Source organism: Xylocopilactobacillus apis (genome assembly GCF_033095965.1).
Lineage (GTDB): Bacteria > Bacillota > Bacilli > Lactobacillales > Lactobacillaceae > Xylocopilactobacillus > Xylocopilactobacillus apis.
The window spans coordinates 111455-128459 of record NZ_AP026801.1; the positions used below are offsets into that span (position 1 = coordinate 111455).

Here is a 17005-nt window from a genome sequence, read left to right on the forward strand (position 1 = left end):
GTCCACCGTGAACGGAGGAGAATCGAAAGGGAAAGAAAAGAAATTAAGGAGAAACGAATGAAGCACAAACTAACTAATGTAGTTAGCTCAGCACTTCTGATGCTGTCCCCGATAACTTCAGCAGTAACATCAACACAGGTAGTGAAAGCAGATGTAAATTGGGATTATGATGTTGAAAGTCCAGGCTTGGGAGATTATGATAAATTACTACAAAACGCCGGACCAAGTGATGGTACGGTAGATTGGTATCCAGCGAAAAATGGAGCGAGCACAAATGCGAGCGCCCAGGAAGTCGTCAAACAGTTAATCGATTTATCAATCGCAACGAATGATAAAGATTCAGAAGCAAGAAAAGCGCTGTTTAACGATACAACAGGGTCAAATGACAAATACAAAGAGGTCTATGACAAGTATAGTCTTGCTTTTGGGTTGATTGCTCAAATTCTTGATTTTAACAATGCCAAACCTGGAACAGGAGCATACTTGAAACAAGGTGCCCAAAGAGCAGAGGACCCAAATGACGATCCAGTAAATAGTCAAGGGTCAAACGTTTTTCATGATCGAGTAGTAGAGAGACCGAAACCGGGAGAAGGAAAGAATATTTCTGATGTCTTAGGCAAGGCGTTCTTTGGTGATGCAGATGATGGTTATGCTCAGATCTACGTGAATGGTTATGATAATGTAGCGCAGAACGAAGCCAATATGATTAGAGAGACGACCAGCAGTATTACGCTGGTTGCTCAAAGCAAGCAGACTGGTAAGAAAGCTACAGCGATCTTTAAACTGAATAACAAGACGCTGCCGAAGCCGATTAAGAACAGTAAGTTCAATAATTATGTTGATCACAGTTTCTATGCAATGGACGGTGATGGAGTAAAGAACGTTGCGGGACTTAATATGACCACAGCACCGCAGTCCGTGATTGACAGCATAAAGTTTAAGAACAATAGTACTTTCTGGGTCGAGGGGGCAGATGGAGCAGGGACAATAGTGGTTCCAAGAGGAACTACAGCCAAAGAGATAGCGAATCTGATCACGAAAAGGAAGTTGGCAAGTAATAATTCTTTTGAAGAAACCGTACCGATGAAAGCAGTTCAGGCGGCTAAAGCTTCAGGCGATGCGGGTGCAGGTAACAAGATTGTCGGGACCGAAAAAACTTGGCATGATGTTTCTTATAGTCATCAGTATCAAGAGACAAGATCTTCTCATAACAGTGAGCATGACAAGCCTAATATGGGTCTTTCAAACTTGGGGAATGATACTCTGGCAGGTCAATATAATCATGCACCTGCACTTTATGGATTAAATGGTCCAGATCAGAAAGGGAATGATAATTTTTTTCAGTATCGCGAGTATAATAATGTCTTTAATTCAAAAGAGGGTTTCAATAGAACGATTGACGATTTTGATAAAGATTTAGTTTCTTCTCCATCGTTATACTACAAATATAAATTTCCAGATGTAACAGGCCCTAAAAAAAATCCGACAACTGATGCATGGTTTGGAGGCGGTAGTCGTGATCTTCATATGATCGATACAAATGATCTTTTTAAAAATAGTTATCAAGCTAATACAGCTTCGAAATCTGCCGATTCAATTCCTAATGTTGAAGAATCAGAAGGGACACCGTATGATCAAGATCCAGCTGCTTCAAAGAATGCTGAAAATTTAAAAAAGTCTGATGGAACCCCATTGGACAGCAATCCGGCTGCAATTCCAGGTCAAAAATTCTCCTTTGGTGATGTGGATGCACCGAAGAAAGCTTTTCCGAACAAGGCTACCAATGTTGGGAAGGTGAAACATCTATTTCAGCCCTCATCATATTTTAAGGAAGCGTATGACGCTAACCATTTTGTAGTTAACGATCCCAAAATAGAAAATAATAGCTATGATGAAATAGTATCTCAGATTTCTAATAATGGAAGTTTCACCAACGATGGAAAGCTTCAAAAGAGTTTCTCATATGATGCACCGGTATCATATTGGATGTATAAATCGTATAACAATCCTTATTCCACTGTAATGAGCAGTGGCGGAGCTTCTTCAATTGATGGAAAGAAAGTAGAATATGATGAAGTAAATCACAAATCGAATTCAACAATTCAGCCGCAGGAGAAGTTGGATCTTAATAATCCTGATGATCCAAATCCGACTCAAAAGGAAGGATCAAACATTATAGATTTGAAGTCGGAAACTGAAGCTAAACTAGTTGAAGAGGATCAAAACTCTAAAACATATGTTTTTACCGGTGTTTATCCAGCAGGGACTAAGCCTCTCGATTCAGTCAACGGGAAGCCTAGTACTTCTAATTTAAAAATAAATATTCCTGGAACTCAAAAAACTATTGAAATGTTTCCTGCTCTTGGAAGTGTAATAAATGTATTTGGTGGCGTTGGCACCAACTATGATAAAAGCATCAGTGGAATGCCGTTGGATTTCACTAGATCAATGATACTGTATGATGGCAATGCAGATATCAGTCGGAAAGTCGATAATATTTATTTTAATGATTTTAATAATCCTTTTGCAAAACCGGTGTGGAATTCCGATACCTCTACAACCTACTTAAGTGTCCCATACGATAAGTTAAAGATGTGGCGAAGAAGTGATTATTTTGTTCAGACTTGGGACAAGAATACGAGAGTAAAAGATAAAGATGGTAACTTTATCTCTAATCCGCAACCTTTGATTTATAATAAAAATATTTTGCCTAATAGTACATCTGACTTTTCAGAAGGTACGTTAGGTCAAGTAGATTCTCCAAACTTTGAAAGTAAGTACTACATGGTGGGAAGCGTTAAAGTTGATAATAGAAATAATACAATTCAAAAAGTAATTGTAACGCATCGTCTTACTCAGGTTAATGAATCTAAACGTGCGTATTTTAACTCCAACCTTTACAACAATCCTAAAGGCGAGTTTTCTAAAAATGGTTCTCATAAAAACAACAGCCGCTTCTTCGTATCACAAGACTTCTCAGTTGGTCCAGTATCCAGTGATATGATCAGCGATGCTGGTCCTGAAGGATCAGGCGTAACGATTGATGGAGTTTATTATCCATATGGCAAGAACGATCCTAAAGGTAAAAGCGCCGAAGACAATGCAGCGAAGATTCTTGAATTATCCGTTAAGCATAATAATCCAAAGCAGAACGCAAAAAATGGTGACGTAATCCCAGAATTCACCGACAAAGGGACTGACGGCAACGATTATGAAAGTAATGACGGTACCGGCTACAAGTTAATAAGTGTAGCTGAAGCAGCCAAGAAGCAAGAAATCAATGAAGATGAACTCGCAACAGAACTATCAAGAGTAACCCACAAAGATGTAGATTGGGTGAAAAGAACGAAATGGGTTGAAGCAACCTTACCGCGTTTAAGAAGAAATACCTCAAACGGTCATGTTAGAATCAATGTTGTAACTTATGACAAGGCAGCAGTTTCTGCACCAAGTAAGGAAACGACAAAGCCATCGTTCTCAACAACAGATATCAGCAGCGGTAATGATCCATTTAATGTTAAGTTTAGACCATATACGACAACATATGATGATGGAGCGGTTCTAAAGGCCGGAGAAGTGCCGGAAACATTTAAGAATCTCCTAAGTCCAGTTTTAGTAGCAGGAAATCCAGATTTAATAGGCAGTGATAATAAGCTGCAGCAGATATTAGTCAGTGCATTTTTAGACAGCTGGCAGCAAAATGACGGCAGCTTTAAACAAACGGACGGAGCTTTAGGAGTTAGTTCGCCGTTGTATCTGTATGGGGGCTTTGGGATCAGTAATTCAGATACCAAGCACTCATACATGCAGTGGCCAAAAGGATATACGGATAACAGCGGGGAGTATCAGAATGCAGTTGCTCACTTCTCAGGTGACTTTTACCGAGGAGGCAGGGAATTAAAGACAGCAGGCAGCAGTATAATTGAGGGAATCCCAATGTCAGCGTTAAAAGCAGATACAAGTAAGGTCGATTTAAGCAAAGCCGGGATCTACCCAGTTGTTTATACGTATACTGATCCTAAGAACTCGAAGAACAGCGCAAGCATTACCGTCCCAATCACCGTGAAAGATTCATCAGCGCCAGTATTTGTTTTTAAAGGGATGACTGATCAGACGATTAGTGTTGGCGAAGCATTTAAGCCGACGGAATATAAGGTTGTCGGATCCTGGTCGATTTTTAATAATTACAAAGGTGATTACGATAAATTGCCTAACTATGAAGGAATCGCCAAGAATGTTGACGGAACTCCGCAGGTAACCGTAAGCGGTATTGTGGATACTAATACTCCCGGTATCTATCAGTTAACATATCGAGCGACCAGCACTAGCGGGGCAGTGACGACAATGGTTAGAAATATCACAGTGCTGGCAAAGAACGGAAGTTCAGCTAATGAGTGGCAGACGACAGACTATAAGGCCGTTGGTTATATTAACTATGTCCCAGGATACGGGATTTCAGTTTATAATGCTCCGGCAGGTAAATTTACGGGAAACCGCCTGAAGCATGGAACGGCTTGGAAGATCAGTCAGAAAGCCGTTAATTCAAAAGGTGAAATATCTTACCGAGTAGGTAAGAACCAATGGGTCAGCGGTAAATATGTAAGTTTCAGTCCAATTAAAAGTGTAATACCGCTTAAAGGCAAAGCAGTGATCGTGTATAAGAAAGGCTATGGGGTAAACCTCTGGAAGAGCGCAAGCACAACGGGGGGATACTATCCAGGGCGCAAGATGATGCACGGAAGTAAATGGAAAGTGACCGGCAAGCAGAATGGTTTTTACCGAGTAGGCAAAGATCAATGGCTCGAAGGGCTATATGTCGGATTCACTGAAGATTAAAGCAGATAAAATTTCATAATTTTTCCTTCCAATCAAACAATAAGTATGAACAAAAGCATAATCTGTAACATGACAAATCTTCAGTGGAATCATTATCCATTATCGAAGGAGGAGTCTGATTTAAGGGTCAGGCTCTTTTTTTTGTTCTAAAAGGAAAATTTTAGTACAATTAAACAATAATTTGATGAATTTAAGAATTGGATCTTGTTTGCGTAATCTTTTATATAAGCCTAAAAAAGGAAGGATATATATAATTGCGCAAAAGAGAAATTTTACCATCAAATGATTTATTATTTAAGAAACTATTTGCCTCACCCAAGAACCGTCATATTTTAATCGGCTTCATTCATGATATGATCGGTTTAAACGTTGTAGATGTAATAATCGAAAATCCATATAATATTAGAACCTTTAAAGTGACGGAAGATCAGCAGGAATTCTTAGAAACAGAGGTTGATGTATTAGCCCGGCTTGATGACGGAAGTCTGGTAACCATCGAACTGCAGGTAAGAAGAGAAGCGCATTTTATCGAACGTTCACTGCATTACCTGTCAGAGAAATATGTGTCGAATTATGCGAGAAGAGATCTAGAGAAATTAAAGGATGATATTAAAGAGGATAAATATGGGTCATTGAGACCAGTGTATGGGATTAACATCGTGTACTTTGATTTATTTAAAGAAGACGACAAAGCGTATCATCGATTTACGATGTATGATGTAAAGAATAAAATCGAGTTAAAGAATGAAGATGGCTTACCGCTGTTGAGTGTGGTATATTTTGATTTAACAAAGCCCCGAGACACGCTTGAAGGAGAGATGCCGTATTGGTACGATTATCTAAAGAGCAATAAAAAGGTCAAAGAAGCACCGGAATACCTGCAGGATGCATATAAAGTAACAAGTTATGAGAATTTAGAGATGGAGGAACGAGAGATGTTGGATGCAGTAGAGAGAGCGAGATCAAAGCTGGATGCACAGATGTTGTATGCCGAAGAAGAAGGCAGAAAAAGAGGCGAACGTGAAGGTTTAGAGCAGGGCTTAGAACAGGGCTTAGAGCAAGGATTAGAGCAGGGTTTAGAACAAGGATTAGAGCGAGGACTAGAACGAGGTATTAAACAGACTAAAATAGATACAGCGAAAAAGATGCTAAAAATGGGAATGAAAGTTGAAGAGATCCATGCTGTCACCGATTTAAGTGTCGAAGAGATTGAAAAATTAAAATAGAAACTTAATCCATTTTAAAATATCATCATAATTTATTTTTTATATTGTTAGAGACTGATTACAGTGATCAGTCTTTTTTTATAAACAAAAATAAAAACCCCCAGAAGTTTATTTAAACCTCTGGAGGTACCAGAATATTTCAGAATTTTAATTAGTTTTCTTTTCTATACGATTTAGTAAATATTGAAATCAGTAATGCGATGATTAAAAAGACAATTGGTAATAATAACGCAGTGTGAACACCGTCTGTGAAAACTGCATGAGCAGAAGCGGCATGACTGTTAGTTCTGCCAATTACTAATAAACTTGTCGCAAGAGCTGTCGAAATTGCGCCGACAATTTGTTCCATTGTATTTAAAATTGTACTTCCGTCTCCTGATTCAGGCCCTTTTAACGCATTTAATGCATGTGTTTGAGCGGGAGTCATTGCAAGCGGACAGCCAATCATCATAATAACGTGAGCTGCAATAATTATTCCAACGTTAGTATTAGCATTACTCATTAAGAGCATAAAAGCACCGATTAATGAAATGAAAAATCCAAGACGGGTCAGCCATTTCGCACCAAAGTTATCAAATAGACGACCTGCAACTACTGAAACAATGGCATTCATTAATCCACCTGGCAGCATGATGATACCGGTCATTGCAACTACAATTCCAAGACCGTTTTGTAAATACATCGGTAAAATGTACATTGCTGACAGAATGATCCCAAAATCAAGCATTACCATTAAAGCACCATCACGAAATGCTGGATTAGCGAAAATTTTCAAATTTAAAATTGGTTCTGCAATATGAACTTGCCGATAAACATAAATAGCTAAAGCAACAATTGCAACAACGAATAAGCCTAAAACTAATGGTGAAGTCCAACCTTTATCACTGGCAAAGCTCACTGCCATAACGATGCCGGCAAAACCGACAACACTAGTAAAAACAGAAAGAACATCGACTTTTTGATGGGTTAATTCACCAACATTTTCCAATGAAGTTAAAGAAAAAATTAAAGCAATTGCTAAAAATGGAACAAATGACCAGAAAATCCAGTTCCAAGATAATTTAGCTAAAATTAATCCAGTTAAAGTTGGACCAATTGCAGGAGCAAACATGATTACAAGAGCACACATTCCCATGGCAGTTCCCAATTTTGATGGAGGGAATACCTGCATGGCAACAGTAAACATCAACGGCAAAAGCAATCCAGTGGCAATTCCTTGAATCATTCGCCCGACTAATAAAATACTAAATGTTGATGATAGTGCAGATATTACTGATCCCACAATGAAGTCACAGAGACCAAAAATAACTATTTGCCGGGTTGTGAACCATTTAGTTAAAAGACTGTTTAAAGGCAAAATTACGCCAATTACCAGCATATATCCGGTTACCAACCATTGAACAGTTCCGTTTGAAACATTCAAATGTTTCATTAATTGAGGTAATGCGATATTAAGTGAAGTTTCACTAAACATTCCGACAAATACTCCAATTAGCATTCCTGCCATTGCGAGAGATGGATGTTTAATAGAAACTCGTGGTTTATCAGCACTCATTGCTGCTGTTTCATTCATAAAAAATAAGACCTACTTCCATTGATTTTTTTCCACAGAAGGTTACCTTAACAAAAAATTTAACTTTTCGTAAGCTTTTTCTGAAAAAAAATAATATTATGAAAAGTTTTCATAGTATTTAAAGCATCAATCAAGTCTTAAACTTGTATTATAATGAAAAAAATCAAGAAAAATAATTTAGTTTACAGAAAAATATGGTTTTCAGTTGCTGAAATTATTACTTATAGACGTAATGTCCAGATTATATTGTTTAGATTTAATTTATTTATAAGTTTGAAACTATAAAAATACCCCGCAAGTTTATTTAACCCGCAGGGCATTTTTTATAAGTAATTATTTATCTTCAGATTTTTTTTCGAACTTGTCTTTTACATCATCAACTACATCTTCGACTTTATCTTTAGCCTCAGATAATTTGTCTTTAGCTTTTCCCATTAGACCTTCGCCTTTACCTTGGGCTTCACGAGCTTTGTCACCAGTAACTTTGCCTTCAACCTCTTTGGCCTTACCAGATACTTTGTCTTTTGCATTATTAAATTTATCTTCTAAACTCATTTTAAAAAGCTCCCTTCTTTCTTATGATTGTATTATCGTCCAAAAGTAAAAAAAAATCAAATCATTTAGTTTAAATAATTTTTTGATTTTTGACTCTAAAAGCCTAAAACAGTTAACTAATTTTAAAATTAATTGTTCGATTATTAAAACTATAAGTTTTTTGTTAAGTACGGATCCGAAAAGTTTTGGGAGCAAACCAATAGATAATAATTGTTCCAATGGCAACATAAATTAAAGTGAATACTCCAATAGTAATTGCATAGCCATAACCAGAAAGTTTTCCTTCAAAAAAGTTATAAGAGATAATCCACATAAGTACAGTAATGATTTTGTAAAGTGGACTGACGACTCTTAGATCACTGGTAAAAGGTTGAATAAGATAATAGATGAATAATTCATGAAAAGAAAAGAATAAAGTTAGAGCGAAGAGTTCTAAAATCAATATCAGATAAAACATTAACGGAATTTTAAGTGGGGAAACCAGAGGGAACCCCATAAAAAGGACTAAAATAAGAGCAGCAATGATGCTGTTAAACTTTATAGTTTGGATAAATCGATAATTAAAACCTTTTACAATTGCTTTTGGCTGTCGGTAAAATGGATAGTATAACATTGCTGAGTCACAGTTAACAAAGAGAACTTGAACAATTGTTTTGCCAAATGAGCAATTATAAAAGACAAAAAATAGAATTCCATAAACTTTTGTTATTTCTTTTTCAGTTATTAAATTATGGGGCATCAAAACCTTAATTCCAATAAGACCTATAAGTCCAGCAGCTGCGATCAATAAAAGCCGATTTCGCAGCATTTTTTTCAATTGTGGTTGGTAGCGAGCAAATAATAAAGCATTCAAATAATTTGATCCGGTAGCTTTAGGTGGTACTTTGATTTCATTATTTGCTGATATTTTCTTTTCGAGTGAAATTCCTTGACCAAGGTATTCATCAGTACCAGATTTTTTCATTTTTAAAGCATCAGTAGACTTTTGAAGCTTCCAAATCATATTCTTAATGAATTCGCCTTCTAGAGGGAATTTTAACCAGTAATAAACAAAAGCAGCAGTAATTAACCAGCTAACAATTGCAGCAATGGGGTTAAATATCAACTTGCTTAAAATTTCTAATTTACCGCTCGCAAATAAAATTAGCGGCATGACTGCAAAAATTAATAAATATCCAACAATGGAAATGTTACCAGCCATCTTATAACGCCACCGTAATCGGCAGATAAATTGAAACCAACTCAAGGTTACAGCATAAAAACCGCTTCCAGCTAAGAAAATCCAAATGTTATTTTGAATAATGGATAATATTAAAAGCGGCAGCATAGAAGCTGTTAAATTTTGCCTTAAAAATTTGCCAAAAGAAAGAATTCGCAAAGAGTTTTGTTTACTGAGATTAAATTTGTCTGTTAATTTGAGGGCGTCATCATCAACAATTAAAAAATTTAGGGGGATTGAATGGACGATTCCTAAAATGATAATCCAAATGGTAACAGTAAAAATAATTATATCTTTGTTTTGATGAATGATATTGTCTAGGTAAACCGCAGTTCCTATACCAGCAATTAAAAATACTAAAGCACCAAAAAATAAATTCACAATGAAGCGGTAGATTCCATGGATAATTGTTAGAAAAGTTTTTAAACCGCGTACTTGGTAAATATGAGGTGTAATATTTTTACCGATTAAGGGAATTCGCCGAAAAAAATATAGTAGTCCATTAACTCGTTCGGTATTTTTAACCCGATAAGCAAATAGATTGATTTTAAAGACATTATTCATGATCGACAACCTCATTAGATAATTTATCAATAACAGCATCTTCAAAGGCTTTTGAATGAATATCAAGGCCCGTTAACTCAACAAGATGATGGTCATGCAGTAGCACGACTTCGTCACAAATATCTTGAGCCAGCTGCATGATATGAGTTGAAAAAATGACAACTGAATCCTGCTTCATACTAATAATGAGATTTTGCATTTCGTGGGCCGCAACAACATCAACAGTTGTTAGGGGTTCGTCTAGTAACAGAACGGGTGGCTTTAGCATCAAAGCGACAACAAGCTGTAGTTTATTTAACATTCCTTGAGAATAATCGCGCAAAAGCTTGTTGGAATCATCAACACTTAGTCCTGCCATTTCTAAGTAATCGTCGGGTTTTTGTGATGAATGAACACCTGATAGACGCTCACCGTTAATTTCGATAAAAAATTTAACAAATTCTCTGCCAGTCATAAACGATGGAAGATGAGGCTGAGTATACACCATCTCTACATCAAGATCAGGATAATTGTCAGTCAAACCAACTCCTTGGTCAGAGTCAATCAAGATTTCTCCACCATCTAATGGAATGTTACGAGCAATCAGGTTAAATAACGTTGATTTACCTGAACCGTTACGACCTAGGAGACCATAGATTTTTCCTTGAATAAAATCAAACGAAGCATTTTCAAAAATTACTTGTTGGTCGAAATTTTTATAAAGATTGTGAATTTGTAATTGCTTCAATATTTTCACCTGATTTTCATTTTTCTTTATTTTAGCGAATTAACCGTTCATTTACTAATTTTTCTAGAATTATTTTTCAACCATCGAAAAAATTATGAGGCTAACAAAACAAGTAATTTGAAAACTAAAATCGAAGTACTAATTTTGTCAATTAAAAAGAAACATTGTTTAATCAATAATAATTGAGCTTTTTTTGATATCATAATCGTAATCGATCTTTTGATCTAAGATCACTTACGAAGAAGACCTTTAAACTTTTTAACTAGTTTGTAAAGCATAATAGTTATTTTTTTCTTGACTTAGAGTATGCTCTAAGAAGTAAACTCGCTTATGAAAGGAACATAATATGGACGAAATAACGGGACAAAAATTATCAATTGGGCAATTTGCTCAAGTTGTTGGTTTATCAGCTTACACTTTGCGTTATTACGAAAATGAAGGGTTGGTTAAACCTAAGCGTGATGAAGCTGACAGGCGTTATTATGATGAAATGGATGTTAGGTGGGTAAGATTTTTACTTCATTTAAAAGGAACTGGAATGTCCATTGGTCAGCTTAAACGTTACGTTGAACTTCGAGCGATGGGTGATGAGACGATCCCAGAGCGTCTAGAGCTGCTGGGAGAAGTTAAACAAAAATGTCTTGATGAGATTGCTCAAGTTCAAGAAAATCTTGCTGTTTTAAATCACAAGATGGATTGGTATGCGGGTAAACTTGACGGTCAAATTCCCGATGATGAAGACTTCGAACGTTATTTGAGTCAATTTAGATAATCAAGGAGGATGTTATGGCCAAAAATGAAGATGTAAAAAATGGAGTTATTTTTCCAGTAGGTGAAAAAAATGATGCGTTTGCTCAATATTTTATTGGACAAAGCTATTTAGCAAATTTAATTAAGGATCCAGAAGTTAGTGTAGGAGTAGGAAATGTTACTTTTGAACCAGGATGTCGAAACAATTGGCATATTCACCACGATGGTTTTCAACTTCTTCTAGTTACTGGCGGCGAAGGCTGGTATCAAGAATGGGGTCAGCCAGCACGTCACTTAAAACCAGGGGATGTAGTAGTAACTCATGACGGTGTTAAGCATTGGCACGGAGCAACTATTGACAGTTGGTTTGAACATATCGCAATTACTGCAGGAACACCAGAATGGTTAGAACCAGTAACTGATGAACAGTATGCAGCTGTTGAAGGAGATGCATAGTGAAAAAACAAACTGCAGGGCATGAACAGTTGGGAGATTTTGCCCCAAAATTTGCTGAACTAAATGATGATGTTTTATTTGGGGAAGTATGGTCAAGAGAAGACAAGTTATCTGCTCGTGACCGAAGCATGATTACTTGCGCTAGTTTAATGTCGCAGGGCTTGTTTCCTCAATTAGAATCTCACATGAAAATTGCAAAACAAAATGGTGTCACTAAAGATGAGATGGTAGAACTAATTACTCATCTTGCCTTTTATGCTGGTTGGCCGAAAGCGTGGTCAGCATTTAGTTTGGCTAAAGAGATCTTTAAAGACTAATTTTAAAATGATCACTCGAAAGAGTGATTTTTTTAAACCCTAATGATATGATTTTCCAATGAAAATAAACATTGAACAATTAAAAAAAGAACAGGCAGCCGAATTCTGGCAGCTGGCATTTAGTAATCCAACTCCTGAATGGAAAAAGTGGGATGGACCATATTTTAACGATCGGTTTCCAAGTTTAGAAGAATTTTCAAACGATGATTATTATTATGAAAATCCATTATTTCAAGTAATTATGGTTGATGATCAGATGGTCGGATGTGTGACAGCTTATTATGAAGACGGCGATTTAAAAAAATGGCTTGAGATCGGGATTGTAATTTATCAAAGCAATCAGTGGCAAAAAGGAATCGGGAAGGCTGCTTTAAGTAAGTGGATAAATCAATTGTGGACAACGACCGATCTGCCGCACTTGGGACTTACTACTTGGTCAGGCAATACCCGGATGATCCATTTAGCCGAAAGTTTAGGAATGAAACAAGAAGCCTGTATTAGAAAAGTTCGATACTGGCAAGATCAGTATTGGGATAGCGTGAAATACGGGATTCTTCGAGAAGAATCTAAATTATCTGATGTTGAATAACATTTGTACAATTATTTTTCAAAATAAATAAGCAATTCATTTTGAAAAATATTATTTCAAGAAGTAAATTGCCTTTTTGGTACTATCTAGATGAGAAAATTTGATTTAGTGCATAAAAATGGAAATATTAATTAATTTCAATAAAAATTTATTTAATTGAAATAAGCGAATTATTTAGCAACAAATCCTTCTTTTTTTAAAAAATCGGTAAATTTCAGTGATTTAATATTCAAAAAATTAACTACAAAAGGAATTTTTGGTTCATCACCTGAGGGTGACCCATTTGGTCCAGTATTTCGTTCCTCTGTTATAATTGTGTAATTATAATGTAAGGATCATGCTATCAATCATGGATATGCTTTTTCGTTATCTTTCGTCCATTGTTCAAAGCCATCAGATTTCCATCGTATACTATCACTAACACAATTTACTACATCACCATATTCTTTATGAGTATGTATCGGCAGTTATTAAATAATTTTTTGTAATGATTTTTTGCCCAAGTGCTAATATTATCATTTTTTTAATAATTTCTTCGTAAACACGATCGATCATTAAAATTCGTGAAACGTTATTTTCAAATAAATTCCAAATACTTGGAAAAATGCTTCTAGGATAATGGCGTTCTAAATTTATCGATCGTTTTATCCAGCATTTTTAAGCTAATACCAATTAATGAGGCGGTGTCCGTTGATCTAAGGTCACCGTTTTTTTTGTGCATACGTAACAGTACTCATAAATCTTTTATTATTTAGTCCTAAAACAGTATTATAGATGTTAAGTCGTTGATCTTTCGTAACTTTTACTCTAATTTCTTTTTGTGGATTAAGATCATTAGCAGTTTTCACTAAATGGAGTTCTTGTGACCTGATTGCAGCAGCTTGAGGACTTACTCTGAAATAGTGTGCAGTTGATGAAGTAAATAACGATTACTCTGTTTATAATTCAAGAACTGAGAATAAAACAAACAATAAAGTTAATTATTTGGAAATGTCGTTATTATAAAATTTTCCTTCTGTAGATCAGGAATTGTTTTTTGCTTAGCGCTATAAAGCAATTTATTTGCAATAATATCAGCAGATCTGATTAATATTTTTCTTTGAGAATTGCAATAGTCTAAGGAAATAGAGCTCATTGAGGGAAAAATTGGAGGAAAAAATTTCGAGTAGTTCCAATTGTTCGTTCCAAACTTGAATTCTTGTTCAAGGCCTTCTGTTAATTCGTATTTTCCATTTGTTGCAGTAGAATGCTCATCGGCAAAAAAATAAATGTTTTCAACATTTTCAGGGTTCAACATTTCTTTATTTATAAGATCTTCAAATTTGCGTTTACACAAATTTTAAAAATATAATCAAGATAACGCTGCTTTGATTTTTTATTTTCGAAAATATTATCAAGAACTTTTGGTTGATAAATTATTCCTCCAAATTTCTCAATCTTATTTAACGAACGAAAAAGTTTGTTTTTAGATTTATTGCTAATATTCGTTGCCTTAACTTCAGTGTCCTTGTCCAATTTCTCTATTTTTCTAATAGTTTGTTCGGCCTTTTTATATTTTCTTTTCCAGTCTTCATGATTTTTTGTTGTAAAAATTACTATTCCACCGTAAACAAAAAATTCATTATGATTTTTATCAAAAACGCCAGATTCGTCTGAATACACATAAATGTTCATAATTTTCTCCAAAAAAAAACCACCACCCGAAGGTAGTGGCCTCATGGGTCGACGATATTACATATCGCTTAAACGCTAGTTCGATTCCACGAGTATACAGCGTGATATAACCTGCAACTGTAAGTTATCATAAATTAATAAAATAATCAATGACGATATGTAATAGAATTGGGTTGAAGTAATTAATTAACCAACTTTTTCAACTTTATAAAATAACAGTTTAAATAGATCCAATAAAATTCCGAAAATAATTACCCCGATTAAGACAACTGCCATCCAGCCGATCGATACTTTTGCGATCATAATGCCGAAGTAGGCAAGGATAAATGAAACAAGCATATCTCCGCCAATTGCAATTGCTACCCATTTGCTGGGGTAATCACGCCAGACGGGTTTCTTAGTTCTAGTCATTAGAATCATCATGAGGGCACTGAGAATTAAAAATAGGTAAATGATTGTACTTTTTTTCTCGTTTTGGTGTGGATAAAGGTTGTTCACATACCACATCAAAGCATAACCAACAATACTCCAGCCAATGGCAAAAACGCCCGCTAATTTATTAAGACGCTTGAGATCCCAAGTTTCTGGGTGGTAAGTGATAGTTGTTCGATCGGTTCCGAGGACAATTGTAACTAAATTGTTGAAAAGCGTGAGTAGGATCATTGCATTTAAGGTTAATGGTTCAACACCCCAAGTTAGGAAGCCGAGAGTTAAAAGAATCATTAATTCAGCTGCTCTTGCAAGTTTCGTGATAGTCCAAGTCATCATTCTCTGATAAACTCGATGCCCGCTATCAAGAATTTCAACAATGCTTCCAAGTCCCGGTGTCATCAAAATGAATCGTGCCGAGCGTTTGGCAAGGTCAACGGCATTATTTACGGCGATTCCAACTTCCGCTTGTTTTAAAGCAGGAGCATCGTTAACACCGTCACCCGTCATTCCAACAATATAACCGGATTTTTGGAATTTTTTAACAATTGCAAGTTTATGTTCCGGTAAAACTTCGGCAACTCCTGCAATATTGTCGTAATTATCTAACTTTTGAAATTCATCGTAACTAACAACTTTGCCGCCTAAATCTACTTGATCAGCAACTGTTTGAGCAGTTATTTTGTTGTCGCCAGTCATCATAATAATTCTGACGCCACGATCTTTAATTGATTTAATTGCAGCAGGGCTATCGCTTCTGGGCTGATCTTCAAGGATAAATAGTCCAACTAACTTGTCGTCAAGGCTGACTGCAACTGAACGACCTGCTCCCATATCTGCATGAGTCTCGTCAGTGAAATTTGTTTTTTCAGCTAAAATACTAAATGAACCTAAACGAACAGTTTGTTGACCTTGATTATTTGTAATTGATGATTGGGAATATCCAAATTTGGGATTAAAAGCTGTTACCTCATCAATTTTAAACTGATCAGACGCAACGTTTTTTTGTTTGACGAAAACTTGGACCGCTTTATCAACAACACTTGGTTGGCGTTCGTTAGTAGCAGATTCAGCCAATGACCAAATATATTCATCGGGTAGCTGAGAATAGTTGTGGAATTCAACAACTTCGGGCCGATTGTTAGTTATAGTGCCAGTTTTATCAGATAGTAAAACATTTAAGTTTGCAGCGTCTTGAATTCCTGCTAAATCACTAACTAAAATATTTTTCTTACTCAAAATTTTAGCTTCAATTGAATTAGCCACTGAAAAACTTGAAGGCATGGTAATCGGGATCGTCGAAATAAACAGCATTGCGATAAAAGGAATCAAATTCAGTATATTTTGGTGTCTAATTAGAGCAACACCCAGAATAATCACTGTCAAAACAACATCAATGATTGCTAAGTAACCGATGATTTTGCTAAGCAGGGTTTGTAGATGCCCGGGAGCAGTAGTATTAGTTAATAAACTGGTGGTTTTACCTGCGCGGCTGTTTAATCCTACTGCAGTAACTTCAGCGATTGATTGACCTTCAAGAATTTCGGTGCCAGAAAAGATGGTATCTCCTTCATGGTGACTGATTGAATTAGCTTCTCCGGTAATACTGCTTTCATTGGTTTCAATACTGCCGTCAATGATTTTCATATCAGCGGGGATAATATTTCCCTGCTGCAGGTTGACAATATCTCCCAGAACTAATTCACGTGAAGGAATTGAAATCCACTTTCCTGATCTTTTAACCGATACTTTAATCGTCAAGTCTTGTGAAAGAGAACTCAAATTACGGTGCGCTTTTCGAGCTTGAAAAGCTCCATTAGTAGCAGCAAATAATAACAAAACAATGATAAAAGCTGCTTGAAACGGTTTGCCGAGGATTATTTCCACAAAAAGTGCTGCTTCTAAAATCCAAGCATTTGGTTCCCAGAGCCTTTTTAAAATTTGTTTACTAAGACTAAAAGGTGCTTCTGGTACCTCGTTGTAGCCCTCGCTTTTTAATTTAGCGGCGGCATCTTCATTAGTTAATCCGTTAATTTCTACCATTCTTATAAAGAACCTTCCCATTAATCTAATTAAATATTCTACCAGTT

At 35.9% G+C, this 17005-nt stretch carries 13 protein-coding genes; 6 read left to right on the forward strand and 7 right to left on the reverse strand.

Annotated elements, in window-relative coordinates:
• Window positions 1-57: 57 nt before the first annotated feature.
• Window positions 58-4836 (forward strand): immunoglobulin-like domain-containing protein, encoded by a 4779-nt coding sequence (locus tag R8749_RS00365; RefSeq protein ID WP_317696886.1) that lies wholly within the window; start codon window positions 58-60, stop codon window positions 4834-4836.
• A gap of 254 nt (window positions 4837-5090) precedes the next feature.
• On the forward strand, window positions 5091-6062 hold the full coding sequence (locus tag R8749_RS00370; protein WP_317696888.1) for an Rpn family recombination-promoting nuclease/putative transposase: 972 nt from the start codon (window positions 5091-5093) through the stop codon (window positions 6060-6062).
• A 151-nt stretch (window positions 6063-6213) separates the two neighbouring features.
• Here the strand turns inward: R8749_RS00370 and R8749_RS00375 are convergent, their stop codons facing one another.
• From R8749_RS00375 to R8749_RS00390, 4 genes are all read right to left on the reverse strand, one after another.
• Entirely contained in the window at window positions 6214-7635 is a 1422-nt protein-coding gene (locus tag R8749_RS00375; RefSeq protein WP_317696889.1) for a DHA2 family efflux MFS transporter permease subunit, read from the reverse strand.
• A 333-nt stretch (window positions 7636-7968) separates the two neighbouring features.
• Window positions 7969-8190, reverse strand: coding sequence for a CsbD family protein (locus R8749_RS00380; RefSeq protein ID WP_317696893.1), 222 nt, complete (start codon window positions 8188-8190; stop codon window positions 7969-7971).
• Window positions 8191-8353: 163 nt separating this feature from the next.
• Window positions 8354-9973, reverse strand: coding sequence for a hypothetical protein (locus R8749_RS00385; protein ID WP_317696895.1), 1620 nt, complete (start codon window positions 9971-9973; stop codon window positions 8354-8356).
• A complete protein-coding gene (locus tag R8749_RS00390; protein WP_317696898.1) occupies window positions 9966-10700 on the reverse strand; it encodes an ABC transporter ATP-binding protein in 735 nt (244 codons plus the stop codon). The genes R8749_RS00385 and R8749_RS00390 overlap by 8 nt, the downstream gene beginning before the upstream one ends.
• Before the next feature lie 346 nt (window positions 10701-11046).
• Here R8749_RS00390 and R8749_RS00395 point away from each other — a divergent pair, with 346 nt between their 5' ends.
• From R8749_RS00395 to R8749_RS00410, 4 genes are read left to right on the forward strand one after another with little or no spacing between them, the layout of a single operon-like run.
• Entirely contained in the window at window positions 11047-11472 is a 426-nt protein-coding gene (locus R8749_RS00395; protein ID WP_317696900.1) for a MerR family transcriptional regulator, read from the forward strand.
• Window positions 11473-11486: 14 nt separating this feature from the next.
• Window positions 11487-11906 carry a cupin domain-containing protein gene (locus R8749_RS00400; protein WP_317696902.1) on the forward strand — a complete coding sequence of 140 codons (420 nt, stop codon included), beginning with the start codon at window positions 11487-11489 and terminating at the stop codon, window positions 11904-11906.
• A complete protein-coding gene (locus tag R8749_RS00405) occupies window positions 11903-12223 on the forward strand; it encodes a carboxymuconolactone decarboxylase family protein (protein WP_317698565.1) in 321 nt (106 codons plus the stop codon). Before R8749_RS00400 ends, R8749_RS00405 begins: the two co-directional genes overlap by 4 nt.
• A gap of 58 nt (window positions 12224-12281) precedes the next feature.
• The gene (locus tag R8749_RS00410; RefSeq protein WP_317696904.1) at window positions 12282-12812 is read left to right on the forward strand and encodes a GNAT family N-acetyltransferase; all 531 of its coding nucleotides are present in this window, start codon (window positions 12282-12284) and stop codon (window positions 12810-12812) included.
• Window positions 12813-13788: 976 nt separating this feature from the next.
• Here the strand turns inward: R8749_RS00410 and R8749_RS10765 are convergent.
• The 3 genes from R8749_RS10765 to R8749_RS00420 all read right to left on the reverse strand — a co-directional run bounded on the left by R8749_RS10765 (window position 13789) and on the right by R8749_RS00420 (window position 16958).
• Entirely contained in the window at window positions 13789-14109 is a 321-nt protein-coding gene (locus R8749_RS10765) for a hypothetical protein (protein WP_425613201.1), read from the reverse strand.
• 8 nt (window positions 14110-14117) lie between these two features.
• The gene (locus R8749_RS00415; protein ID WP_317696906.1) at window positions 14118-14486 is read right to left on the reverse strand and encodes a DUF3800 domain-containing protein; all 369 of its coding nucleotides are present in this window, start codon (window positions 14484-14486) and stop codon (window positions 14118-14120) included.
• Between the two features lie 186 nt (window positions 14487-14672).
• Window positions 14673-16958, reverse strand: a complete 2286-nt coding sequence (locus R8749_RS00420; RefSeq protein ID WP_317696908.1) for an HAD-IC family P-type ATPase — start codon at window positions 16956-16958, stop codon at window positions 14673-14675.
• Window positions 16959-17005: the final 47 nt, after the last annotated feature.